19 protein-coding genes are annotated in these 23,933 nt (G+C 71.4%); 17 read left to right on the top strand and 2 right to left on the bottom strand.

Going from position 1 to position 23,933, the window contains the following annotated elements; all coding sequences use genetic code 11:
• Nucleotides 1-109: 109 nt before the first annotated feature.
• Nucleotides 110-649, bottom strand: a complete 540-nt coding sequence (locus tag ACH4MY_RS16860; RefSeq protein ID WP_398003518.1) for a beta-class carbonic anhydrase — start codon at nt 647-649, stop codon at nt 110-112.
• A gap of 324 nt (nt 650-973) precedes the next feature.
• Between ACH4MY_RS16860 and rsmH the strand changes: the two genes are divergently transcribed.
• The 16 genes from rsmH to ACH4MY_RS16780 all read left to right on the top strand — a co-directional run bounded on the left by rsmH (nt 974) and on the right by ACH4MY_RS16780 (nt 18,682).
• Nucleotides 974-1,930 (top strand): 16S rRNA (cytosine(1402)-N(4))-methyltransferase RsmH, encoded by a 957-nt coding sequence (gene rsmH, locus ACH4MY_RS16855; RefSeq protein ID WP_398003515.1) that lies wholly within the window; start codon nt 974-976, stop codon nt 1,928-1,930.
• Nucleotides 1,927-2,475 (top strand): septum formation initiator family protein, encoded by a 549-nt coding sequence (locus ACH4MY_RS16850; RefSeq protein WP_398003513.1) that lies wholly within the window; start codon nt 1,927-1,929, stop codon nt 2,473-2,475. The genes rsmH and ACH4MY_RS16850 overlap by 4 nt, the downstream gene beginning before the upstream one ends.
• 7 nt (nt 2,476-2,482) lie before the next feature.
• Complete coding sequence (locus ACH4MY_RS16845; RefSeq protein WP_398003510.1) at nt 2,483-4,465, top strand: peptidoglycan D,D-transpeptidase FtsI family protein; 1,983 nt, start codon at nt 2,483-2,485, stop codon at nt 4,463-4,465.
• Between the two features lie 16 nt (nt 4,466-4,481).
• Nucleotides 4,482-6,170, top strand: coding sequence for a UDP-N-acetylmuramoyl-L-alanyl-D-glutamate--2,6-diaminopimelate ligase (locus tag ACH4MY_RS16840; RefSeq protein ID WP_398003506.1), 1,689 nt, complete (start codon nt 4,482-4,484; stop codon nt 6,168-6,170).
• 4 nt (nt 6,171-6,174) lie between these two features.
• Complete coding sequence (gene murF, locus ACH4MY_RS16835; protein ID WP_398003504.1) at nt 6,175-7,599, top strand: UDP-N-acetylmuramoyl-tripeptide--D-alanyl-D-alanine ligase; 1,425 nt, start codon at nt 6,175-6,177, stop codon at nt 7,597-7,599.
• On the top strand, nt 7,596-8,666 hold the full coding sequence (gene mraY, locus ACH4MY_RS16830; RefSeq protein WP_398003501.1) for a phospho-N-acetylmuramoyl-pentapeptide-transferase: 1,071 nt from the start codon (nt 7,596-7,598) through the stop codon (nt 8,664-8,666). The genes murF and mraY overlap by 4 nt, the downstream gene beginning before the upstream one ends.
• Nucleotides 8,648-10,087, top strand: coding sequence for a UDP-N-acetylmuramoyl-L-alanine--D-glutamate ligase (gene murD / locus ACH4MY_RS16825; protein ID WP_398003498.1), 1,440 nt, complete (start codon nt 8,648-8,650; stop codon nt 10,085-10,087). The genes mraY and murD overlap by 19 nt, the downstream gene beginning before the upstream one ends.
• Before the next feature lie 55 nt (nt 10,088-10,142).
• Nucleotides 10,143-11,483 carry a putative lipid II flippase FtsW gene (gene ftsW, locus ACH4MY_RS16820; RefSeq protein WP_398003495.1) on the top strand — a complete coding sequence of 447 codons (1,341 nt, stop codon included), beginning with the start codon at nt 10,143-10,145 and terminating at the stop codon, nt 11,481-11,483.
• A 6-nt stretch (nt 11,484-11,489) separates the two neighbouring features.
• Nucleotides 11,490-12,584: an undecaprenyldiphospho-muramoylpentapeptide beta-N-acetylglucosaminyltransferase gene (gene murG, locus ACH4MY_RS16815; protein ID WP_398003492.1), complete on the top strand. Its 1,095-nt coding sequence runs from the start codon at nt 11,490-11,492 to the stop codon at nt 12,582-12,584.
• Between the two features lie 28 nt (nt 12,585-12,612).
• A complete protein-coding gene (locus ACH4MY_RS16810) occupies nt 12,613-13,416 on the top strand; it encodes a cell division protein FtsQ/DivIB (RefSeq protein WP_398003489.1) in 804 nt (267 codons plus the stop codon).
• Between the two features lie 278 nt (nt 13,417-13,694).
• Nucleotides 13,695-14,906 (top strand): cell division protein FtsZ, encoded by a 1,212-nt coding sequence (gene ftsZ, locus ACH4MY_RS16805; protein WP_398003486.1) that lies wholly within the window; start codon nt 13,695-13,697, stop codon nt 14,904-14,906.
• Complete coding sequence (pgeF, locus tag ACH4MY_RS16800; RefSeq protein WP_398003483.1) at nt 14,903-15,679, top strand: peptidoglycan editing factor PgeF; 777 nt, start codon at nt 14,903-14,905, stop codon at nt 15,677-15,679. The genes ftsZ and pgeF overlap by 4 nt, the downstream gene beginning before the upstream one ends.
• Nucleotides 15,679-16,398 (top strand): YggS family pyridoxal phosphate-dependent enzyme, encoded by a 720-nt coding sequence (locus tag ACH4MY_RS16795; RefSeq protein WP_398003481.1) that lies wholly within the window; start codon nt 15,679-15,681, stop codon nt 16,396-16,398. The genes pgeF and ACH4MY_RS16795 overlap by 1 nt, the downstream gene beginning before the upstream one ends.
• A gap of 139 nt (nt 16,399-16,537) precedes the next feature.
• The gene (locus ACH4MY_RS16790) at nt 16,538-17,158 is read left to right on the top strand and encodes a cell division protein SepF (RefSeq protein ID WP_398003478.1); all 621 of its coding nucleotides are present in this window, start codon (nt 16,538-16,540) and stop codon (nt 17,156-17,158) included.
• Between the two features lie 80 nt (nt 17,159-17,238).
• Entirely contained in the window at nt 17,239-17,529 is a 291-nt protein-coding gene (locus tag ACH4MY_RS16785) for a YggT family protein (protein ID WP_189830615.1), read from the top strand.
• Nucleotides 17,530-17,584: 55 nt separating this feature from the next.
• Complete coding sequence (locus tag ACH4MY_RS16780; protein ID WP_398003474.1) at nt 17,585-18,682, top strand: DivIVA domain-containing protein; 1,098 nt, start codon at nt 17,585-17,587, stop codon at nt 18,680-18,682.
• Between the two features lie 680 nt (nt 18,683-19,362).
• On the opposite strand, the gene ileS is transcribed toward ACH4MY_RS16780, so the two are convergent.
• Nucleotides 19,363-22,506, bottom strand: coding sequence for an isoleucine--tRNA ligase (ileS, locus tag ACH4MY_RS16775; RefSeq protein ID WP_398003471.1), 3,144 nt, complete (start codon nt 22,504-22,506; stop codon nt 19,363-19,365).
• A 539-nt stretch (nt 22,507-23,045) separates the two neighbouring features.
• On the opposite strand from ileS, the gene ACH4MY_RS16770 reads away from it, so the two are divergent.
• Complete coding sequence (locus tag ACH4MY_RS16770) at nt 23,046-23,897, top strand: TraR/DksA family transcriptional regulator (RefSeq protein ID WP_398003468.1); 852 nt, start codon at nt 23,046-23,048, stop codon at nt 23,895-23,897.
• The last annotated feature ends 36 nt before the right edge of the window (nt 23,898-23,933 follow it).

Here is a 23,933-nt window from a genome sequence, read left to right as displayed (position 1 = left end):
CCCCCGGTGGAATCGCTCGGGGGGTGTCATTGGAGCATTCTTGTTCGCGTGGCCGGGTCGTGTCACTCGCCCGAGGACAAGTGCGAGGGAAATGCCGGGTTTTGGGTGTTTACGCCGGGTCGATCTCGCGCAGCAGGCCCGTCGTCACGTCGAAGACGAAGCCCCGCACGTCGTCGGTGTGCAGCAGGAACGGGGAGGTCCGCACCCGCTGCATGGACTGCCGTACGTCCTGGTCGACGTCACGGAAGGCCTCGACCGCCCAGGCCGGGCGCTGGCCGACCTCGTCCTCCAGCTCGTGCCGGAAGTCCTCGGTGAGCGATTCCAGGCCACAGCCCGTGTGGTGCACCAGCATCACGCTGCGGGTGCCGAGGGCGCGCTGGCTGATGGTGAGCGACCGGATCACGTCGTCGGTGACCACGCCGCCCGCGTTGCGGATGGTGTGGCAGTCGCCGAGTTCGAGACCGAGGGCCGAGTGGAGGTCCAGACGGGCGTCCATACAGGCGACGACGGCGACGCGCAGCACGGGGCGCGCGTCCATGCCGGGGTCGGTGAAGCGGGAGGCGTAGCGCCCGTTCGCCTCGACGAGACGGTCGGTGACCGTGCCGCCGGTGCGTATGGCGTCTGCAGAGGGGTGCGCGGAGGTCGACATGGTTCCGACGGTAATGGGCACAGGCCCTCCAGGCCTGCTGTGAGAGGGGACAAAGAACATCAATGAGCCTTGTTGTGAGCTAACCCACAGGGCGGGCGCCCCTCCCCGAACGGGTGACCCGTCCGGAATGTCCGGCCGGGTACGAGGCGCCGTGCGACGCGCCAGCCGGTTGATTGACCGGCGGGTCCCGTGGACTAAAGTGACGCGAAGTTCACGGAGACAACGAGCGATTTCCGCGGTTTCTCCCCCGTGTGTGCGGCGGTACCTACGGCTCGGCCTCCTTCCGCTCGCCGGTCACCTCCGCGCCGGATCTGAGAGGGCGCATTGAGCAACGACCGACACGTCCCGGTCATGCTCCAGCGGTGCCTGGACATGTTGGCCCCCGCCCTGGAGCGCCCCGGCGCGGTCGTCGTCGACTGCACCCTGGGCCTCGGCGGCCACAGCGAGGCACTCCTGAAGCGGTTCCCCGAGGCGCGGCTCGTCGCCCTCGACCGCGACAAGGAGGCCCTGCGGCTCTCCGGCGAGCGGCTCGCTCCGTACGGGGAGCGCGCCACCCTCGTCCACGCCGTGTACGACGAGCTGCCCGAGGTCCTCGACCGGCTCGGCCTCCCCACCGTGGACGGCGTCCTCTTCGACCTCGGCGTCTCCTCCATGCAGCTCGACGAGGCCGACCGCGGCTTCGCCTACGCGCAGGACGCCCCGCTCGACATGCGCATGGACCAGACGACCGGCATCAGCGCGGCCGAGGTCCTCAACACCTACGCGCCCGGCGAGCTCGTCCGCATCCTCCGCGCGTACGGCGAGGAGAAGCAGGCCAAGCGCATCGTCTCCGCGGTCGTCCGCGAGCGCGAGAAGGAGCCGTTCAGCAACAGCGCCCGGCTCGTCGAGCTCATCCGCGACTCCCTGCCGCAGGCCGCCAAGCGCACCGGCGGCAACCCGGCCAAGCGCACCTTCCAGGCCCTGCGCATCGAGGTCAACGGCGAGCTCGACAGCGTCGAGAAGGCGATCCCGGCGGCCGTGAAGGCCCTCGCCGTCGGCGGACGGGTCGCCGTCCTCTCGTACCAGTCCCTGGAGGACCGCATCGTCAAGCAGGTCTTCGCGGCCGGCGCGGCGACCACCGCCCCGCCCGGCCTGCCGGTCGTCCCGGAGAAGTACCAGCCCCGGCTGAAGCTCCTCACCCGGGGCGCCGAGCTGCCCACCGAGGAAGAGGTCGCCGAGAACCGGCGCGCCGCCCCGGCCCGGCTCCGGGGTGCCGAGCGGATCCGGGAAGACGTCCTGTGAGCACGGCGAAGGGGCCGCTCAAAGGGCGGGCCGCGCGGCTCGGACGGCTCATGCCGTCGGGGCCCAGCTCGGCCGCCCGCACCCCCTTCGTCCTGCTGGTCGTCGTCCTGCTCGGCGGCGGCCTGATCAGCCTGCTCCTGCTGAACTCGGCCCTCAACCAGGGCTCCTTCCAGCTCAACGAGCTCAAGGACAGGACCACCGAGCTCACCGACGAGGAGCAGGCGCTCCAGCGGGACGTGGACGACTACGCGGCCCCCGACGCACTGGAGCGGCGGGCCCGCGAGCTCGGCATGGTCCCGGGCGGCAGCCCGGCCTTCCTGGGCCCGGACGGCAAGGTGCTCGGCGAACCCTCGGTCGCGGTCGCCCCGAAGCCGAGCCCGGTCCCGAAGCCGAGCGCCGGGACGGCACCGCCCGCCGCCCCGAAACCCCGGTCGAACACCGGCACGGGCCCCACCGGCTCCGCCCCCGACGGGCCGGACGCCACCGGCACCGGCCCCGCACGCACAGAGCCCACACCGACCGCTCCGACGACCTCCGGCAGGTGATCGAGCAGTGCCCCCCAAGGAGCCCCCGCGCCGCCGCGTCCCCGGCCCCGCCGGGCCCGCGCGCCCCCGGCCCGCCTCCGCCGGAGCCCGCACGTCCCGACCCGCCCCGCGCCCGGCCGCCAGGCGCCCCGCGCCCCGGCCGCCGGCCCGGCAGCCCCGCACCATCCGGCTCGGCAGCCCCCGCCCCCGGCTGCGGCTGGTCTCCCTCGGTCTGACCCTGGTCATGCTGGCCTTCGTGGTGCGGCTGCTCCAGGTCCAGGCCGTCGACGCCAGCGCGTACGCGGCCAAGGCCGACAGGTACCGCTTCCAGGAGTACACGCTCTCCGCCGAGCGGGGCGAGATCACCGACCGCAACGGCATCGCGCTCGCCGCCAGCGTCGACGCGTACGACATCACGGCCGACCCCCAGCTCTTCACCCCCGAGGAGTCCAAGGTCCCCGACGCGCCCGAGCAGGCCGCCGCCCTCCTCGCCCCCCTCCTGGGCAAGGAGCCCGCGGAACTCGCGAAGAAGCTCCGTACCCCCAAGTCCCGCTACACCCTGCTGGCCCGCAAGCAGACCCCCCAGGTCTGGAACCAGATCAAGGACCTCCGGCGGGTCTACGGGCAGAAGGCCCAGCGCACCGCCGGCGGCAACGGCATCAACCTCCTCGGCGGCATCCTCAGCGAGCCCAGCACCAAGCGCGTGTACCCGAACGGCGAGCTCGCCGCCGGGATACTGGGCTACGTCAACGCCGAGGGCAAGGGCGCCGGCGGGGTGGAGTCCATGCTCGACCCGGCGCTCGCCGGCCAGGACGGCAAGATCCGCTTCACCCAGTCCGGCGGCCGCCAGGTGCCCACCGCGGGCTCCCAGGGCACCCCCGCCGTCCCCGGCTCCGACATCGAGCTGACCATCGACCGGGACATCCAGTGGGCCGCCCAGCAGGCCATCACCGAGCAGGTGAGGAAGTCCAAGGCCGACCGGGGCTACGTCGTCGTGCAGAACACCCGGACCGGCGAGGTCCTCGCCATGGCCAACGCCCCCGGCTTCGACCCCAACGACCTCTCCGCCGCCAATGCCGCCTCCATGGGCAACGCGGCCCTCCAGGACGCCTACGAGCCCGGCTCCACCAGCAAGGTCATGTCCATGGCCGCCGTCCTGGAGGAGGGCAAGGCGGCCCCCGACACCCATGTCACCGTCCCCAACCGGCTCCACCGCGGCGACCGGCTCTTCAAGGACGACGTCGACCACAAGACCTGGTACCTGACCCTCAACGGCGTCCTCGCCAAGTCCAGCAACATCGGCACCATCCTCGCCACCGGCCGGCTCGGCGCCACCCAGGCCGAGTCCAACCGGGTCCTCCACGGCTATCTGCGCAAGTTCGGCATCGGCAGCCCGACCGGTCTGCGCTACCCCGGCGAGACCGCGGGCATCCTCGCCAAGCCCCAGGACTGGTCCACCTCGCAGCAGTACACGATCCCCTTCGGCCAGGGCCTCTCCGTCAACGCCATGCAGGCCGCCTCCGTGTACTCGACCATCGCCAACGGAGGCGTACGCGTCGAGCCGACCCTCGTCCGCGGCACCAAGGGACCCGACGGGCGCTTCACCCAGGCCCCCAAGGCCAAGGAGTCCCGGGTCGTGAGCGAACAGACCGCCGACACCCTCGCCAAGATGCTGGAGTCCGTGGTCGACGACCGCGAGGGCACCGGCACCAGGGCCGCGATCCCCGGCTACCGCGTCGCCGGCAAGACCGGCACCGCCAACCGCGTCGACCCCGAGCTCGGCCGCTACAAGGGCTACACCGCCTCCTTCGCCGGATTCGCCCCCGCCGACGACCCGGAGATCACCGTCTACTGCGCCATCCAGAACCCCACCAAGGGCAGCTACTTCGGCGGCCAGATCTGCGGACCCATCTACAAGAAGGTCATGGAGTTCGCCCTCAAGACCCTCCACGTCGCACCCACGGGCCGCGAGCCCGCCCGACTGCCGGTCACCTTCGAACCCACCCCGTGACACTCCGGGAGCACCAGTGACAACGATCACCCCCCATTCCGGGAACCGGAAATCGAACTCCGGCGAGGCCCCGGGCTCTTTTGGCCCACCACAGGGTGGGCCCGGTACGCTCACCGCCGTGCCACACGCTGATCAGTACCGAACCGCCCCGCCCCGGCCGGAGCAGGCCCGCCCGACACCCCTGGGCGACCTGGCCGCGCAGCTGGGGGTCGACACCCCCCGCACCGCCGAGATCTCGGGCATCACCCACGACTCCCGGGCCGTGCGACCCGGCGACGTGTACGCGGCCCTGCCCGGGGCCCGCGCCCACGGCGCCGACTTCGTCGCCCAGGCCGCCGGACTCGGCGCCGCCGCGATCCTCACCGACCCGGCGGGCGCCGAGCGCGCCGCCGCCACCGGCCTGCCGGTCCTGGTCGTCGAGAACCCGCGCGGCCGGATGGGCGAACTCGCCGCCGAGATCTACGGACGACCCGGCGCCGACCTCCTCCAGATCGGCATCACCGGAACCTCCGGCAAGACCACCACCGCCTACCTCGTCGAAGGCGGACTGCGCGGCTCCGGGCACAGCACCGGACTCGTCGGCACCGTCGAGATGCGGATCGGCGACGAGCGCATCAAGTCGGAGCGGACCACCCCCGAGGCCACCGACCTCCAGGCGCTCTTCGCCGTCATGCGCGAGCGGGGCGTCGACGCCGTCGCCATGGAGGTTTCCAGCCACGCCCTCGTGCTCGGCCGGGTCGACGGCTGCGTCTTCGACGTCGCCGTCTTCAACAACCTCAGCCCGGAGCACATGGAGTTCCACTCCGACATGGACGACTACTACCGGGCGAAGGCCGGGCTCTTCACGCCCGAGCGCAGCCGCCTCGGCGTGGTCAACCTCGACGACGCCTACGGCCGCAGGCTCGCCGGGGAGGCGACCGTCCCGGTCGTCACCTTCTCCGCCGAGGGCCGCGCCGACGCCGACTGGCGCGCCGAGGACCTCGTCCTCGGCTCCCACGACTCGACGTTCACCGCCGTCGGCCCCCGGGGCGAGCGGATTCCCGCCACCGCCCCGCTGCCCGGCCCGTTCAACGTCGCCAACACCCTCGCCGCGATCGCCACCCTGGCCACCGCGGGCATCGACCCGAAGAGCGCCGCCGACGGCGTCGCCGCCGTCCCCGGCGTACCGGGCCGGCTGGAGCGGGTCGAGGCCGGCCAGCCGTACCTCGCCGTCGTCGACTACGCGCACAAGACGGACGCCGTCGAATCGGTCCTCCGCTCCCTGCGCGAGGTCACCGAGGGCAGGCTGCACGTGGTCATCGGCTGCGGCGGAGACCGGGACACCACCAAACGCGGCCCGATGGGCGCCGCCGCGGCCCGGCTCGCCGACACCGCCGTCCTGACCTCCGACAACCCCCGCTCCGAGGACCCCCTCGCGATCCTCACCGCCATGCTCACGGGCGCCGCCGAGGTGCCCGCGGAGGAACGCGGCGAGGTGCTCGTCCTCGCCGACCGCGCCGCGGCCGTCGCCGCGGCCGTGGCCCGCGCCCGGCCGGGCGACACCGTCCTCGTCGCGGGCAAGGGCCACGAGCAGGGCCAGGAGATCGCCGGAGTGGTCCGCCCCTTCGACGACCGCCAGGTCCTGCGCGAGGCCATCGCCGACCGCTTGCACACCCAGGCCGCCGCGCCGAGCGGCACAGACAGCCACCAGAACAGTCAGGGATGAAGCAGTGATCGCCCTCTCCCTCGCCGAGATCGCCGAAATCGTCGGCGGGCGCGCGCACGACATACCGGATCCGGCCACCCGGATCACCGGGCCCGTCGTCATCGACTCCCGCGAAGTGCGGGCCGGCAGCCTCTTCGTGGCCTTCGCCGGTGAGCACGTCGACGGCCACGACTACGCGGAGCGCGCCGTCGCCGCGGGAGCGGCGGCCGTACTGGCCGCCCGCCCCGTCGGCGTCCCCGCCGTGGTCGTGGACGACGTCCAGGCGGCGCTCGGGGCCCTCGCCCGAACCGTCGTCGAACGGCTCGGCACCGATGTCGTCGCCCTCACCGGCTCGGCCGGCAAGACCTCCACGAAGGACCTGATCGCCCAGGTCCTCGACCGGCACGCGCCCACCGTGTGGACGCCCGGCTCGCTCAACAACGAGATCGGCCTGCCGCTCACGGCGCTCCGCGCGAGCGACGAGACCCGGCACCTGGTCCTGGAGATGGGCGCCCGCGGCATCGGGCACATCCGCTACCTCACCGGCCTGACCCCTCCCCGTATCGGCCTCGTCCTCAATGTGGGCACCGCCCACATCGGCGAGTTCGGCGGCCGGGAGCAGATCGCCGTGGCCAAGGGCGAGCTCGTCGAGGCGCTGCCGTCGGCCGAGGAGGGCGGGGTGGCGGTCCTCAACGCCGACGACCCGCTCGTCCGCGCGATGGCGAGCCGCACCAAGGCCCGCGTGATCTTCTTCGGCGAAGCGGACGAAGCGGCCGTACGGGCCGAGAACGTCCACCTCACAGAGTCCGGACAGCCTTCTTTCAGGCTTCACGCACCCACCGGGTGCAGTGACGTGACCTTGCGCCTGTACGGTGAGCACCACGTGTCGAACGCGCTCGCAGCGGCCGCCGTCGCGCACGAGTTGGGCATGCCTGTCGAAGAGATCGCCACCGCGCTCTCCGAGGCCGGCACCCTGTCGCGCTGGCGCATGGAGGTCACCGAGCGTCCGGACGGCGTGACGATCGTCAACGACGCCTACAACGCGAACCCCGAGTCCATGCGAGCCGCCCTGCGCGCGCTCGCGGCCATGGGCAGGGCCGCACAGGCCCGAGGGGCTCGTACGTGGGCGGTGCTCGGCAAGATGGCCGAGCTCGGTGACGCATCGCTCGTCGAGCACGACGCGGTCGGACGGCTCGCCGTCCGGCTCAACGTCAGCAAGCTCGTCGCGGTCGGGGACAGGGAAGCGTCCTGGCTGCAACTGGGCGCATATAACGAGGGTTCGTGGGGTGAGGAGTCGGTGCACGTGTCCGACGCGCAGGCGGCTGTCGACCTGTTGCGCAGTGAGCTGCGCCCGGGGGACGTCGTCCTTGTGAAGGCTTCAAGGTCGGTCGGTCTCGAACAGGTCGCCCTGGCACTCCTCGACACCGAGGGCGAGGTCGCCGTCCGATGAGGCAGATCCTCTTCGCGGGGGCCATCGGGCTCTTCCTGACCCTGATCGGCACCCCGCTGCTGATCAAGCTGCTCGCCCGCAAGGGATACGGGCAGTTCATCCGCGACGACGGCCCCCGCGGCCACGCCGGGAAGAAGGGCACGCCCACCATGGGCGGTATCTCCTTCATCCTGGCCACGCTCATCGCGTACGCCCTGGCCAAGGTCATCACCGGGGAGGACCCGACGTACTCGGGCGCCCTGGTGCTGTTCCTGATGGCGGGCATGGGTCTCGTCGGCTTCCTCGACGACTACATCAAGATCGTCAAGCAGCGTTCGCTCGGCCTGCGGGCCAAGGCGAAGATGGCCGGCCAGCTGATCGTCGGCATCGCCTTCGCCGTGCTCTCGCTGCAGTTCGCCGACCTGCGCGGGCTCACCCCGGCCTCCGACAGGCTCTCCTTCATCATGGACTTCGGCTGGTCCATCGGACCGGTGCTGTTCGTGGTCTGGGCGCTCTTCATGATCCTGGCCATGTCCAACGGCGTGAACCTGACGGACGGTCTGGACGGCCTGGCCACCGGTGCGTCGGTGATGGTCTTCGGCGCGTACACCTTCATCGGGCTCTGGCAGTTCCAGGAGTCCTGTGCGAACGCCATGACCCTGACCAACCCCAACGCCTGCTTCGAGGTGCGCGACCCGCTCGACCTCGCTGTCGTCGCCTCCGCGCTCATGGGCTCCTGCTTCGGCTTCCTCTGGTGGAACACCTCACCCGCCAAGATCTTCATGGGTGACACGGGCTCGCTCGCCCTCGGCGGCGCCCTCGCCGGTCTCGCCATCTGCTCCCGTACGGAGTTCCTGATGGCTCTGCTCGGCGGCCTGTTCGTGCTGATCACGATGTCCGTGGTCATCCAGGTCGGTTCGTTCAAGATGACCGGCAAGCGCGTCTTCCGGATGGCGCCACTCCAGCACCACTTCGAACTCAAGGGGTGGTCCGAAGTCCTGGTCGTCGTCCGGTTCTGGATCATCCAGGGCATGTGCGTGATCGTGGGCCTGGGCCTCTTCTACGCGGGATGGGCAGCAGAGAAGTGACAGAACAGCTCGACTGGAACGGCAAGAAGGTCACCGTCGCGGGACTCGGGGTCTCCGGCATCCCGGCCGCCCGCGTCCTGCACGGTCTCGGCGCGCTCGTGACCGTCGTCAACGACGGCGACGACGAGCGCTCCCGGGCCCAGGCGGCCGAGCTGGAGGCGGAGGGCATCACCGTCCGCCTCGGCGACGGGGCGACCCTGCCGTCCGGCACCGAGCTGATCGTCACCACCCCCGGCTGGCGGCCCGACAAGCCGCTCTTCACGGCCGCCGCAGAGGCGGGCGTGGAGATCTGGGGCGACGTCGAGCTGGCCTGGCGGCTGCGCGGGCCCGATGCGGCCCCCTGGCTCGCGGTCACCGGCACCAACGGCAAGACCACGACCGTCCGGATGCTCGCCTCGATCCTGGAGGCGGCAGGCCTGCGGACCGCCGCCGTCGGCAACATCGGGGTCTCGCTCCTCGACGCCGTCCTCGGCGAGGAGCAGTACGACGTCCTCGCCGTCGAGCTCTCCAGCTACCAGCTCCACTGGGCGCCGTCGATCCGCGTCCACTCGGCCGCCGTGCTCAACCTGGCGCCCGACCACCTCGACTGGCACGGCTCCATGGAGGCGTACGCCGCCGACAAGGGCCGGATCTACGAGGGCAACCAGGTCGCCTGCGTCTACAACGTCGCCGACAAGGCCACCGAGGACCTGGTCCGCGAGGCCGACGTCGAGGAGGGCTGCCGCGCCATCGGCTTCACCCTCGGCACCCCCGGCCCGTCCGAACTCGGCGTCGTCGAGGGCATCCTCGTCGACCGGGCCTTCGTCGAGAACCGGCAGAAGAACGCCCAGGAGCTCGCCGAGGTCGCCGACGTCCAGCCCCCGGCCCCGCACAACATCGCCAACGCCCTGGCGGCGGCAGCCCTGGCCCGCGCCTTCGGCGTCGACGCCAAGGCCGTACGCGACGGCCTGAAGGCCTTCCGGCCCGACCCGCACCGCATCGAACTGGTCGAGGAGGTCCAGGGGATCGCGTACGTCGACGACTCCAAGGCCACCAACACCCACGCCGCGGAAGCCTCGTTGGCGGCCTACGACCCGATCGTCTGGATCGCCGGCGGTCTCGCCAAGGGCGCGACCTTCGACGAGCTCGTCCAGAAGTCGGCGAAGCGCTTGCGCGGGGCCGTCCTGATCGGCGCCGACCGGGCCCTGATCCGCGAAGCCCTGGCGCGACACGCCCCGGAGGTACCGGTGGTGGACCTCGACCGGACCGACACTGGGGCGATGTCCGAGGCGGTCCGCGAGGCGGCCCGGCTCGCCCGCCCGGGGGACACGGTCCTCCTCGCCCCGGCCTGCGCCTCGATGGACATGTTCACCAACTACAACAAGCGGGGCGAGGCCTTCGCGGACGCGGTCCGCGCTCTCGCCGCCACCGGGGACGCCTGACCCGACCAGTGGGAGGGTCCGGCAGGACCGGGCACGACCGGAGGGGGCAGCGACCATGCCGAGCAAGATCGCAGGGACACGCGGGCCTTCCGCCGTACGCGGCGGAGGGCGGGCCCCCGCGACCCCGCGGCGGCCGCGCGGCGGGGGCGTGCGACGGCTCTACGAGCGGGCGCGGAAGGCCTGGGACCGCCCGCTCACGGCCTATTACGTGATCATCGGCGCGGGCATGCTCATCACCGCGCTCGGCCTCGTGATGGTCTACTCCGCCTCGATGATCACGGCACTCCGCTACGACCTGGTGCCCTCCTACTTCTTCCGGAAGCAGTTCTTCGCCGCCCTGCTCGGCACCGGACTGCTCCTGGTCGCCTCACGCATGCCCGTGAAGCTGCACCGGGCCCTCGCCTACCCGATCCTGGTCGGCGCCGTCTTCCTGATGGTGCTCGTACAGATCCCCGGGATAGGGCACGCGGTCAACGGCAACCAGAACTGGATCTCCCTCGGCGGCCCCTTCCAGCTCCAGCCCAGCGAGTTCGGCAAGCTGGCGCTGATCCTGTGGGGGGCCGATCTGCTGGCCCGCAAACACGACACGCGGCTCCTGACCCAGTGGAAGCACATGCTGGTGCCCCTGGTCCCGGGGGCCTTCATGCTGCTGGGGCTGATCATGCTCGGCGGCGACATGGGCACCTCGATCATCCTCGCCGCGATCCTCTTCGGCCTGCTGTGGACCGCCGGAGCGCCCACCCGGCTCTTCGTCGGAGTGCTCACGGTGGCCGGCGCGATCGGCTTCCTGCTGATCAAGGCGAGCGCGAACCGGATGAAGCGCTTCGACTGCATCGGTGCGACCGACCCCGGTGGCGAGGGAGCCCCCTGCCTGCAGGCCGCGCACGGAATCTATGCTCTGGCCTCGGGCGGATGGTTCGGTTCCGGACTCGGTGCGAGCGTCGAGAAATGGGGCCAACTCCCCGAAGCGCACACCGACTTCATCTTCGCGGTCACCGGTGAGGAACTGGGTCTCGCGGGGACGCTGTCGGTACTCGCCCTGTTCGCGGCTCTAGGCTATGCGGGTATCCGCGTGGCCGGAGGCACGGAGGACCCCTTCGTGAGGTTCGCCGCGGGAGGTGTGACCACCTGGATCACGGCTCAGGCCGTGATCAACATCGGTGCGGTGCTCGGTCTGCTGCCGATCGCCGGTGTCCCGCTCCCGTTGTTCTCCTACGGTGGGTCGGCCCTGCTGCCGACCATGTTCGCCGTCGGGCTCCTCATCGCCTTCGCGCGACAGGAACCCGCCGCGAAAGCGGCCCTGGCCATGCGCCGCCCCGGCTGGGGCAAGCGGGCCGGGGTGAGATGGAAGTCGATGCGACGGCGCGTCAAGAAGCGCCCGTCCGGAGAGCGGTGAATTTCGGTGCATGTCGTACTCGCCGGCGGGGGGACCGCCGGCCACATCGAGCCCGCGCTGGCCCTCGCGGACGCCCTGCGCAGGCAGGACCCCAGCGTGGGGATCACGGCGCTCGGCACGGAGAAGGGTCTGGAGACCCGGCTCGTGCCCGAGCGGGGCTACGAGCTGGCCCTCATCCCCGCCGTACCGCTGCCCCGCAAGCCCACCCCCGAGCTGATCACCGTCCCCGGGCGGCTGCGCGGCACGATCAAGGCCGCAGAGCAGGTCCTGGAGCGCACCAAGGCGGACTGCGTGGTGGGCTTCGGCGGCTATGTGGCGCTGCCCGGCTATCTCGCGGCCAAGCGCCTCGGGGTGCCGATCGTGGTCCACGAGGCCAACGCCCGGCCCGGCCTGGCCAACAAGATCGGTTCGCGGTACGCGGCCGGGGTCGCCGTCGCCACCCCGGACAGCAAGCTCCGCAACGCCCGCTACATCGGCATCCCGCTGCGGCACACCATCGCGACCCTCGACCGGGCGCGGGTCCGGCCCGAGGCGCGAGCCGCCTTCGGGCTCGACCCGAACCTGCCGACGCTGCTGGTCTCCGGCGGCTCGCAGGGCGCCCGGCGGCTCAACGAGGTCGTCCAGCAGATCGCCCCGGTGCTCCAGCGCTCCGGCATCCAGATCCTGCACGCGGTCGGCCCGAAGAACGAAATGCCGCGCGTCGACAACATGCCCGGAATGCCGCCCTACGTGCCGGTACCGTACGTGGACCGGATGGATCTCGCGTACGCCGCCGCCGACATGATGCTCTGCCGCGCGGGCGCGATGACCGTCGCGGAGCTCTCCGCCGTCGGGCTGCCCGCCGCGTACGTCCCACTGCCCATCGGCAACGGCGAACAGCGGCTCAACGCCCAGCCGGTGGTCAAGGCCGGCGGTGGACTCCTCGTCGACGACGCGGAGCTGTCGCCGCAGTGGGTGCAGGGCAACGTCCTGCCCGTACTGGCCGATCCGCACCGGTTGTACGAGATGTCCCGCGCCGCCGCCGAGTTCGGCCGCCGGGACGCCGACGAGCTGCTCGTCGGCATGGTGTACGAGGCGATCGCCGCCCGCCGACAGGCGTAGCGCGGCGGCTGAGGGCAGGAGACGCCACGTGGCAGCCGGACCGACGACCGCCGAGAAGAGCGGCGCGAACGCATCGAAGGGGTCGTCGGAGGCTCCGTCCCGCACGGGCACCCGGAACGGAAAGTTCCGGGTGCCCGGCACCCGGGCGCTCCTCGTCGCCCTCGCCGTTCTCCTGTTCGCGGCCGGCGGATTCTGGGCCCTGTACGGCTCCTCCTGGTTCCGTGTGGAACATGTGAAGACTTCCGGAACGGCGGTCCTGACCCCGCGTGAGGTCGAGGCCGTCGCCGCCGTCCCGATGGGTGCCCCGCTCGTCACCGTCGACACCGAGGCCATCGGGGCGCGGCTCCGGGAGGAGTTTCCGCGGATCGAGTCGGTGGACGTCGTGCGGTCCTGGCCGCACGGAATCGGGCTGAAAGTGACAGAACGGAAGCCCGTTCTCCTGATGGAAAAGGGCGGAAAGTTCATCGAAGTGGACGCCACCGGTGTGCGGTTCGCCACCGTCGACACCGCACCCCGCGGCGTCCCCCGGCTCGCCCTCGACAGCGCCTCCTCCCCGAGCCTGCGCCGCTTCGGCGCGGACCGGCTGCTCCGGGAGGCGGTGCGCGTCAGGGGTGAACTCCCGGCGGAAATCGCCCGGGACACTCGTGTCGTACGCGTCACCTCGTACGACTCCGTCACTCTGGAGCTGACCAGGGGGCGCACCGTCTTCTGGGGCAGCGGCGAACACGGTCCGGTCAAGGCCCGGGTTCTCACCGCACTCCTGAAGGCCACGCCCAAAGCGGGGCACTTCGATGTAAGTGCCCCCACGGCGCCCGCCTCGTCCGGGAGTTGACGGGTATCGCCCCTGGCCAGCACCCTGGTTGGCCAGCGCTACGGGTGATCACATAGGGTGAAAAGAAAAACGGGAGGTTCGGCGTGTTCGTTGAACGTGCGCCACTTGTCGACTTAGTGTCCTGTTCGGAAGAGTCCAGCGAACAGAGACACTGGTAACCCTAAACTTCAACGTTAGGGTTCGGGTCGGCGTTTCGGACCGTCCCAATCGGCATCCGTCGGAGCGGCGCGACCAACCGCGCAGCGACGACACGTAACTCGAGGCGAGAGGCCTTCGACGTGGCAGCACCGCAGAACTACCTCGCAGTCATCAAGGTCATCGGTGTCGGCGGCGGTGGTGTCAATGCCATCAACCGAATGATCGAGGTCGGCCTCAAGGGCGTCGAGTTCATCGCGATCAACACCGACGCGCAAGCGCTGTTGATGAGCGACGCCGACGTCAAGCTCGACGTCGGCCGTGAACTCACCCGCGGCCTCGGGGCCGGGGCCAACCCGGCCGTCGGTCGCAAGGCGGCAGAGGACCACCGTGAGGAGATCGAGGAGGTCCTCAAGGGGGCCGACATGGTCTTCGTCACCGCCGGCGAAGGCGGCGGCACCGGCACCGGCGGCGCCCCCGTCGTCGCCAACATCGCGCGCTCGCTCGGCGCCCTCACGATCGGTGTGGTCACCCGGCCGTTCACCTTCGAGGGCCGGCGTCGCGCCAACCAGGCGGAGGACGGCATCGCCGAACTCCGCGAAGAGGTCGACACCCTCATCGTCATCCCCAACGACCGGCTCCTGTCGATCTCGGACCGCCAGGTCTCCGTGCTCGACGCCTTCAAGTCGGCCGACCAGGTGCTGCTGAGCGGTGTCCAGGGCATCACCGACCTCATCACCACCCCGGGTCTGATCAACCTCGACTTCGCAGACGTCAAGTCGGTCATGTCCGAGGCCGGTTCGGCCCTCATGGGCATCGGCTCCGCCCGCGGCGACGACCGCGCGGTGGCCGCGGCGGAGATGGCGATCTCCTCGCCGCTCCTCGAAGCCTCCATCGACGGCGCCCGCGGCGTGCTGCTCTCCATCTCCGGCGGCAGCGACCTCGGTCTCTTCGAGATCAACGAGGCCGCGCAGCTGGTCAGCGAGGCGGCACACCCCGAGGCCAACATCATCTTCGGCGCCGTCATCGACGACGCCCTCGGCGACGAGGTCCGGGTCACCGTCATCGCGGCCGGCTTCGACGGCGGCCAGCCGCCGGCCCGCCGGGACAACATCATCGGCTCGGTCTCGGCCAAGCGCGAGGAGCCGGCCCCGGCCCCCCGCCACGTCGAGCCCTCCCGCCCCATGGGCGGCCTCGGCACGGTCGCCCCGCGCGAGGAGCAGGTCCAGGCCCCGGCCGAGCCCGCCCCCGCCAACGAGGCCCCGCTGTCGTCCGCCCCTCCGGTGGTCCCGCCGGCCCGTCCGTACGCGGACAGCCAGGCCGAAGAGCTGGACGTCCCGGACTTCCTGAAGTGATAGGACAGCGCTTCGACGCGAACGGCGCGCACTTCGCCTTCACCGACCGGTGGGGCGGAGTGAGCGCCGTTCCGTACGAGGAGCTCAACCTCGGCGGTGCGGTGGGGGACGACCCCGAGGCCGTACGCACCAACCGGACGCTCGCCGCCGGAGCCCTCGGGCTCGACCCGGCGCGGGTGGTCTGGATGAACCAGGTGCACGGCGCGGACGTCGCCGAGGTCGACGGCCCGTGGACCACCGGCACGATCCCGTCGGTGGACGCGCTCGTCACCTCCCGGCCGGGACTCGGCCTCGCGGTCCTCACCGCGGACTGCGTCCCGGTTCTGCTGGCGGACCCCGTCGCCGGAGTCGCGGCCGCCGCCCACGCCGGGCGGCCCGGGATGGTCGCCGGAGTCGTTCCCGCCGCCGTCGCGGCCATGATCGAACGCGGCGCCGACCCCGCCCGTATCGTCGCCCGCACCGGCCCCGCCGTCTGCGGGCGTTGCTACGAGGTGCCGGAGGCCATGCGGGCCGAGGTCGCGGAGACCGAACCCGCCGCCTGGGCCGAGACGAGCTGGGGCACCCCGGCCGTCGACGTCACCGCCGGAGTCCACGCCCAGCTCGAACGGCTCGGCGTCACCGACCGGCAGGCCAGTACGGTCTGCACCCGGGAATCCGGTGACCACTACTCGTACCGCCGCGATCGCACCACGGGGCGACTCGCGGGATATGTCTGGTTGGACACTGTATCCACCCGGGGGACGACCCCCGGATCCCCGGCAGGAAAGAACTGATGACGGACCGCACGGCGGAACTCGCCGAGAATCTGGCCCGGGTGGAGGCGCGCATCGCCGCCGCCTGCGCCGCAGCCGGGCGCGCGCGGGAAGAGGTGACGCTCGTCGTGGTCACCAAGACCTACCCCGCGAGCGACGTGAGAATCCTCCACGGACTCGGCGTCCGGAACGTCGCCGAGAACCGGGACCAGGACGCCGCCCCCAAGGCGGCCGCCTGTGCCGACCTTGATCTGACCTGGCACTTCGTGGGCCAGTTGCAGACCAACAAGGTCAGATCCGTGGTGGGTTATGCCGATGTGGTGCAGTCTGTCGACCGCTTGAAGCTCGTTTCCTCTCTCTCCGCCGCCGCGGAGAAGGAGGGCCGCGAGCTCGGCTGTCTCCTTCAGGTCGCACTCGACGCCGAGGCCGGCGAGCGGGGCGACCGTGGTGGTGTCGCACCGGACGGGATCGAGGAGTTGGCGGCCGCCGTGGCCGCCGCCCCCGGACTGAGGCTCGACGGACTCATGACCGTCGCCCCGCTCGCCGGCCCGTACGCGGGTCGGCAACGCGCCGCCTTCGACCGGTTGATGGATTTGTCGACTGCCCTGCGCGCGACCCGTCCGGCTGCGAACATGGTGTCAGCAGGGATGAGTGCGGACCTCGAGGAGGCCGTCGCCGCCGGAGCGACACACGTACGCGTCGGTACGGCGGTACTCGGAGTCCGCCCGAAGCTCGGGTAACGTCGCGAAGCAAGTCGGACCACAGCAGAAAATATGGTCATTCCGCAGAACGGCGGGATGGCCCGTGGATCGCGGGCACTCGGTGACGCTGCGACATTGGCCGGTATGGCGATCCACCACAGAGCGGAGGAATCGGAGAATGGCCGGCGCGATGCGCAAGATGGCGGTCTACCTCGGCCTCGTGGAGGACGATGGGTACGACGGCCGGGGCTTCGACCCCGACGACGACTTCGAACCCGAGCTGGAGCCGGAGCCCGAGCGCGAGCGGCGCCACACCCCCCCGCGCCAGGTGGAGCGTGAGGAACCGGTACGAGTGGTGCAGCCCCCGGCCCCCCGGGAACCCATCGCCCATCCTGTCCCGGTACTCGCCGAAAGCGGACGTCCGGCCCGAATTGCCCCCGTGGCATCCATCACACCCGAACGCCCGAGCATGGAGAAGAACGCACCGGTGATCATGCCCAAGGTCGTGTCCGAGCGGGAGCCCTACCGCATCACCACGCTGCACCCCCGGACCTACAACGAGGCCCGTACCATCGGGGAACACTTCCGTGAGGGCACCCCCGTGATCATGAACCTCACGGAGATGGACGACACGGACGCGAAGCGACTTGTCGACTTTGCCGCCGGACTCGTCTTCGGGCTCCATGGCAGCATTGAGCGCGTGACGCAGAAGGTGTTCCTGTTGTCGCCTGCTAACGTCGATGTCACGGCGGAGGACAAGGCCCGGATCGCAGAGGGCGGATTCTTCAACCAGAGCTGAGAACACAAGAACCGGACGGACCGGTCGCGAAGCGGCCGGACAAGTGAGAGCACGTAAGTCAGGGGAGAGGGAAACGCGGGATGGGCGTCGCACTACAGGTGGTCTACATCGTGCTGATGTGCTTCCTCGTCCTTCTCATCGTCCGACTTGTCATGGACTACGTCTTCCAGTTCGCCCGTTCATGGCAACCCGGTAAGGCGATGGTGGTCGCCCTTGAGGCCACCTACACTGTCACCGATCCACCGCTCAAGCTTCTGCGGCGACTCATCCCGCCGCTGCGTCTCGGGGGCGTGGCACTCGACCTGTCCTTCTTCGTTCTGATGATCATCGTCTACATCCTGATCTCCATCGTGAGCAGCTTCGCGAGGTGAATGTGGACGATACGGTCTTGCCGACTGCCGACGACTACGTAGAGGTGAAGAAGAGATGTCGCTGACCCCCGAGGACGTGCGGAACAAGCAGTTCACGACCGTCCGCCTTCGAGAAGGCTATGACGAGGACGAGGTCGATGCCTTTCTCGACGAGGTCGAGGCCGAGCTGACCCGCCTGCTCCGCGAGAACGAGGACCTGCGCGCCAAGCTGGCCGCCGCGACACGCGCCGCCGCGCAGAACCAGCAGCAGCAGGGCATGCGCAAGCCCCCGGAGCCGCAGGACCGCCCCGTCGGTCCCGGCGCCCCCGTGCCCGCCGCCATATCCGGACCGCCGGTCCAGCAGCAGCCGCCGCAGATGGGCCCGCCGCAGCTGCCGTCCGGTGCCCCGCAGCTTCCCGCGGGCCCCATGCAGGGCGGGCCCATGGGCCCCGGCCCCATGCAGGGCGGCCCGATGGGTCCCGGCCCGATGCAGGGCGGCCCCATGGGCCACCCGCAGCAGCAGATGCAGCAGCAGATGCCGCCGCAGATGCAGCAGCAGCAGCCCGCCCAGGGCCCCGGTGGCGACAGCGCCGCGCGTGTCCTCTCGCTGGCCCAGCAGACCGCCGACCAGGCGATCGCCGAGGCCCGCTCCGAGGCCAACAAGATCGTCGGCGAGGCGCGCTCCCGCGCCGAGGGCCTGGAGCGGGACGCCCGCGCCAAGGCGGACGCTCTTGAGCGGGACGCGCAGGAGAAGCACCGCGTCGCGATGGGCTCCCTGGAGTCCGCCCGCGCCACGCTGGAGCGCAAGGTCGAGGACCTGCGCGGCTTCGAGCGCGAGTACCGCACGCGTCTGAAGTCGTACCTGGAGTCGCAGCTGCGTCAGCTGGAGACCCAGGCCGACGACTCGCTCGCTCCGCCGCGCACCCCGGCCGCGGCCTCGCTGCCGCCGGCCCCGTCGATGGCCTCGGCGGGCGCGAGCGCCCCGTCCTACGGCGGCAACGGCGCGATGGGCGGTGCGCCGTCCATGGGTGGCGCCCCCTCCTACGGCGGTCAGCAGCAGATGTCTCCGGCGATGACCCAGCCGATGGCTCCGGTCCGTCCGCAGGCACCGCAGCCGATGCAGCAGGCGCCGGCGCCGATGCGTGGCTTCCTGATCGACGAGGACGACAACTGACGGCGCGTGGTCGCGCGATGAGCGCGTAGCCGTCGGCAGGCTGAAGGGCCGGGCCCCCGGGAAACCGGGGGCCCGGCCCTTTGCCATGCCCGAGCCCCGCCCCCGGCCCCCGGGGCCCCGAGGGCCAGGCATGGCCGACGGCGTCCACCCTGGCCCGCGCCGCAGGCCTCGCGGGGCACCGCGGCGTCCGCCGGGGCCACCCCGGCCCCGGGTGCCGGGCGCCTGCGGCGGGGCTGTCCCCCACCCCGCCCCTTCCCGAAACCGGGGCTCCGCCCCGGACCCCGGGGTGGGCCCGGGGCACCGGCTTCGCCCCGAGGGCGGCTACGGGGCCTGTGAGGCAGACAGCGCTGCGGCGCCCGCCCGGGGCCGAGCCGCAGGGCTCACGGGGCGCTGCGGCGTCCGTCGGGGCCGGGCCGGCGGGCCCCGCCACCGGCGGCCCCGGGGCACCGGCTTCGCCCCGAGGGCACCCACGGGCCCCGCGCAGACAGCGTCGCGGCCCCCGGTGCGGCCCGGCCGGCAAGGCCCCGGCGTCCCCGGGGACTGCCGGTCCCTGCGGGCCCCCGCCCCCGGGATCGCCCCGTCACCCCCACCCGCCCCGGCAGGGTTTCGGGAAGGGGTGGGGTGGGGGAACGGCGAAAGGCCCGGCGCCCCTCGGGGTGCCGGGCCTTTCTGGTGGGTTCCTAGGCCTTGCGGAGGCGGAACGTCAGGTTCAGGGACTCGTCCGTGAACGGGGTGCCGTACGTCGTGTCCGCCTCGCCCTGGGTCCAGTCCGTCGCCAGGACCTCGTCCGCGATCAGCTCCGCGTGGGCCGTCAGGGCCTCCGCCGTCTCCGGGGAGTCCGTCTGCCAGCGGAGGGCGATGCGGTCCGCCACGTCCAGGCCGCTGTTCTTGCGGGCCTCCTGGATGAGCCGGATCGCGTCACGGGCCAGGCCCGCCTTGCGGAGCTCCGGGGTGATCTCCAGGTCGAGGGCGACCGTCGCGCCCGAGTCGGAGGCCACCGACCAGCCTTCGCGGGGGGTCTCCGTGATGATGATCTCCTCGGGGGTGAGGGCGATCTCCTCGCCGTTCACCGTGAGGACCGCCTCGCCCGCGCGGAGGGCCAGCGACAGCGCCGCCGCGTCCGCCGCCGCCACCGCCTTCGCCACGTCCTGGACGCCCTTGCCGAAACGCTTCCCGAGGGACCGGAAGTTGGCCTTCGCGGTGGTGTCCACCAGCGAGCCGCCCACGTCCGACAGGGACGCCAGGGAGGTGACGTTCAGCTCCTCCGTGATCTGGGCCCGCAGCTCCGGGGAGAGGGCCGAGAAGCCCGTCGCCGCCACCAGGGCCCGGGAGAGCGGCTGGCGGGTCTTGACGCCCGACTCCGCGCGGGTCGCCCGGCCCAGCTCGACCAGGCGCCGGACCAGGAGCATCTGCTCCGACAGCGTCTTGTCGATGCGGGTCGAATCGGCCTCCGGCCAGCCCGTCAGGTGGACGGACTCGGGGGCCTCCGGCGTCACCGGCACCACCAGGTCCTGCCAGACCCGCTCCGTGATGAACGGGGTCAGGGGGGCCATCAGGCGGGTGATCGTCTCGATCACGTCGTGGAGGGTGCGCAGGGCCGCCTTGTCGCCCTGCCAGAAGCGGCGGCGCGAGCGGCGGACGTACCAGTTGGAGAGGTCGTCGACGAAGGCCGAGATCAGCTTGCCGGTGCGCTGGGTGTCGTAGGACTCCATCGCCTCGGTGGTCTCGGCGACGAGCGTGTTCAGCTCGGACAGGAGCCACTTGTCGAGGACCGTGCGGTCGGCGGGGGCCGGGTCGGCGGCCGACGGGGACCAGCCGGACGTACGGGCGTACAGCGCCTGGAAGGCCACCGTGTTCCAGTACGTCAGGAGGGTCTTGCGGACGACCTCCTGGATGGTGCCGTGGCCCACCCGGCGGGCCGCCCACGGCGAGCCGCCGGCCGCCATGAACCAGCGGACCGCGTCGGCGCCGTGCTGGTCCATCAGCGGGATGGGCTGGAGGATGTTCCCCAGGTGCTTGGACATCTTGCGGCCGTCCTCGGCGAGGATGTGGCCCAGGCAGACCACGTTCTCGTAGGACGACTTGTCGAAGACCAGGGTGCCGACGGCCATGAGGGTGTAGAACCAGCCTCGCGTCTGGTCGATGGCCTCGGAGATGAACTGCGCGGGGTAGCGGGACTCGAAGAGTTCCTTGTTCTCGTACGGGTAGCCGTACTGCGCGAAGGGCATCGAGCCCGAGTCGTACCAGGCGTCGATGACCTCGGGGACCCGGACGGCCTCCAGGGAGCAGCCCTCGGTGGGGCAGCCGAACGTCACCGCGTCGATGTACGGGCGGTGCGGGTCGAGCTCCGACTGGTCCGTGCCGGTCAGCTCGGTCAGCTCGGCGCGCGAGCCCACGCACGTCAGGTGGCCGTCCTCGCAGCGCCAGATCGGCAGCGGGGTGCCCCAGTAGCGGTTGCGGGAGAGCGCCCAGTCGACGTTGTTGGTCAGCCAGTCGCCGAAGCGGCCGTGCTTGACCGACTCCGGGAACCAGTTGGTCCGCTCGTTCTCCGCCAGCATGCGGTCCTTGACGGCCGTCGTGCGGATGTACCAGGACGGCTGCGCGTAGTACAGCAGGGCCGTGTGGCAGCGCCAGCAGTGCGGGTAGCTGTGCTCGTACGCGATGTGCTTGAAGAGCAGTCCGCGCGCGTCCAGGTCGGCGGTGAGCGCCTCGTCGGCCTTCTTGAAGAAGACGCCGCCGACCAGCGGCACGTCCTCCTCGAAGGTGCCGTCGGGGCGGACCGGGTTCACGACCGGCAGGCCGTACGCCTTGCAGACCTTGAGGTCGTCCTCACCGAAGGCGGGGGACTGGTGGACCAGACCCGTGCCGTCCTCGGTCGTGACGTACTCGGCGTTCACGACGTAGTGCGCCTCGGCCGGGAAGTCGACGAGCTCGAAGGGGCGCCGGTAGGTCCAGCGCTCCATCTCGGCGCCCGTGAAGGACTCACCGGTGGTGACCCAGCCCTCGCCGAGCGCCTTCTCGACGAGCGGCTGGGCGACGACGACGCGCTCGTCGCCGTCGGTGGCGACCACGTAGGTGACCTCGGGGTGGGCGGCGACCGCCGTGTTGGACACCAGGGTCCACGGGGTCGTCGTCCAGACGAGGAGCGCCGCCTTGCCGGCCAGCGGGCCGGAGGTCAGCGGGAAGCGGACGTACACGGAGGGGTCGACGACCGTCTCGTAGCCCTGGGCCAGCTCGTGGTCGGAGAGGCCGGTGCCGCAGCGGGGGCACCAGGGGGCGACCCGGTGGTCCTGGACGAGCAGGTCCTTGTCGAAGATCTGCTTCAGGGACCACCAGACCGACTCGATGTACGAGGGGTCCATGGTCCGGTAGGCGTCGTCGAGGTCGACCCAGTAGCCCATGCGGGTCGTGAGCTCGGCGAAGGCGTCGGTGTGCCGGGTCACGGAGTCGCGGCACTTGGCGTTGAACTCGGCGATGCCGTACGCCTCGATGTCCTTCTTGCCGGCGAAGCCGAGTTCCTTCTCGACGGCGAGCTCGACCGGCAGGCCGTGGCAGTCCCAGCCGGCCTTGCGGGCCACGTGGTAGCCGCGCATGGTCCGGAAGCGGGGGAAGACGTCCTTGAAGACGCGGGCCTCGATGTGGTGGGCGCCGGGCATGCCGTTGGCGGTGGGCGGGCCCTCGTAGAACACCCACTCGGGGCGTCCTTCGGACTGCTCAAGGGTCTTGGCGAAGACCTTGTTCTCGTGCCAGAAATCGAGCACGGCGTGCTCCATCGCGGGCAGGTCGACCTGGGCGGGCACCTGGCGGTACTGCGGCGGTGTCATCGAGTTCCTCCGGCGGACTGTCGTCATTCCGTCGGAGGGACGAGAGCGCTGCTCCCGCGGTACCACCCTCCTTGGCCCGGGGCACACGCCCTGAGCCCCCTCATTGGGGTCGCGACGCCGGGTCTAGTCACCGCGCTCTCCTGCGGCTTTCTTCCGACGGCTCCGGGGTGATGCTTCACATCGGGCGGGCCCCCGGGCTCTCACCGTCCCCGGGTCGCTCATGGCTGCGTACGACGCTACTCGTCCCCATCCAAGCCTTTCGCTGTGGCCAGTGTACGGGGCCCGGCGCAGGGCGGCAGACCGGTTTTCCCGTGACCCGAATGGCCATACGGGGCGGGCCGGAGTTGGGGTGGGGCCATGTGGGGGAGGGGTGGGACGGATTACCCGGCGGGGAGCTGGGCACAACGGAGGCAGGCCTGCCCCGAGGGATGCGGGGGCGGGTGGGAACGGCGGCGAGCCCCGTTGCCGCGGGCCTTGGGCCGATTTATCGTCCCAGCACGATTCGCGAGCAAGATCACAAAATGTGAAGGGGCCGCGACATGGTGGCGAAGAAGACCGCCGCGAAGAAGCCCTCGGCCGCCGGTTCCACCGGTACGGGCGAGGGCGCCAAGGACGTGGCCGGGAAGAAGACGACGGTCGGCGAGCCGCCGACGGTCGCGGAGCAGACGCCTGCCGCACGGAAGTCGGTCGCGAAGAGACCGGTCGCGAAGAAGGACGCCGTGCGGAAGACGGCCGCGAAGAAGGCGGCCGCCGAGGAGACGGACGCCCTGACGTCGGTCGACGGGGACGCGGACGCCGGGGAACCGGCCGCCGGGCACGACGCCGACGGGAAGACGCCCGCCAAGAAGGCCGTGGCGAAGAAGGCGGCGGCCAAGAGGGCGCCCGCCGCCAAGAACGCGAAGAAGCAGACAGGAGCCAGGACGGTGGCAGCGAAGAAGACCGCGGGAGGCGTCACGACCGCAGCGGACGAGGCCGGTGTGCCGCCGGCCCGTACCGGCGAGCTCGCGGTGCGTCCCGGCGAGGATCCCTGGACCCCGGCCGAGGTCACCGAGGCCCGCACCATGCTCCAGTCGGAGGTGCTGCGGCTGCGCAGCGAGCTCGCGCACTCCCAGGAGGAGCTCACCGGCCTCATGCGGGACTCCGGCGACGGTGCCGGGGACGACCAGGCCGACACCGGCACCAAGAACATCACCAGGGAGCACGAGCTGGCCCTGGCGGCCAACGCCCGGGAGATGCTGGAGCAGAGCGAGCACGCTCTGGAACGGCTCGATTCCGGCACGTACGGCCTCTGCGAGGTCTGCGGGAAGCCGATCGGCAAGGCGCGGATGCAGGCCTTCCCGCGGGCCACGCTCTGCGTCGAGGACAAGCAGCGTCAGGAGCGGCGCGGCTGACGATCTCGGCTGCCGGTCTCGTACGCCTGTGCCGTA

This window comes from Streptomyces sp. NPDC017246 (assembly GCF_044331325.1).
Taxonomy (GTDB): domain Bacteria; phylum Actinomycetota; class Actinomycetes; order Streptomycetales; family Streptomycetaceae; genus Streptomyces.
The sequence above is the reverse complement of the archived record's forward strand: the minus strand, read 5'-3'. Positions and strand labels throughout refer to the sequence as shown.

Bases quoted from the DNA above. Each gene is read 5' to 3' on its own strand.
- mraY (WP_398003501.1), top strand. From the start codon at position 7,596: ATGAGGCAGATCCTCTTCGCGGGGGCCATCGGGCTCTTCCTGACCCTG.
- ACH4MY_RS16785 (WP_189830615.1), top strand. From the start codon at position 17,239: ATGGGCGTCGCACTACAGGTGGTCTACATCGTGCTGATGTGCTTCCTC.
- ileS (WP_398003471.1), bottom strand. From the start codon at position 22,506: ATGACACCGCCGCAGTACCGCCAGGTGCCCGCCCAGGTCGACCTGCCC.
- ACH4MY_RS16770 (WP_398003468.1), top strand. From the start codon at position 23,046: ATGGTGGCGAAGAAGACCGCCGCGAAGAAGCCCTCGGCCGCCGGTTCC.
- ftsW (WP_398003495.1), top strand. From the start codon at position 10,143: ATGCCGAGCAAGATCGCAGGGACACGCGGGCCTTCCGCCGTACGCGGC.
- ACH4MY_RS16795 (WP_398003481.1), top strand. From the start codon at position 15,679: ATGACGGACCGCACGGCGGAACTCGCCGAGAATCTGGCCCGGGTGGAG.
- murD (WP_398003498.1), top strand. From the start codon at position 8,648: ATGGGCAGCAGAGAAGTGACAGAACAGCTCGACTGGAACGGCAAGAAG.
- ACH4MY_RS16860 (WP_398003518.1), bottom strand. From the start codon at position 649: ATGTCGACCTCCGCGCACCCCTCTGCAGACGCCATACGCACCGGCGGC.
- ACH4MY_RS16780 (WP_398003474.1), top strand. From the start codon at position 17,585: ATGTCGCTGACCCCCGAGGACGTGCGGAACAAGCAGTTCACGACCGTC.
- ACH4MY_RS16790 (WP_398003478.1), top strand. From the start codon at position 16,538: ATGGCCGGCGCGATGCGCAAGATGGCGGTCTACCTCGGCCTCGTGGAG.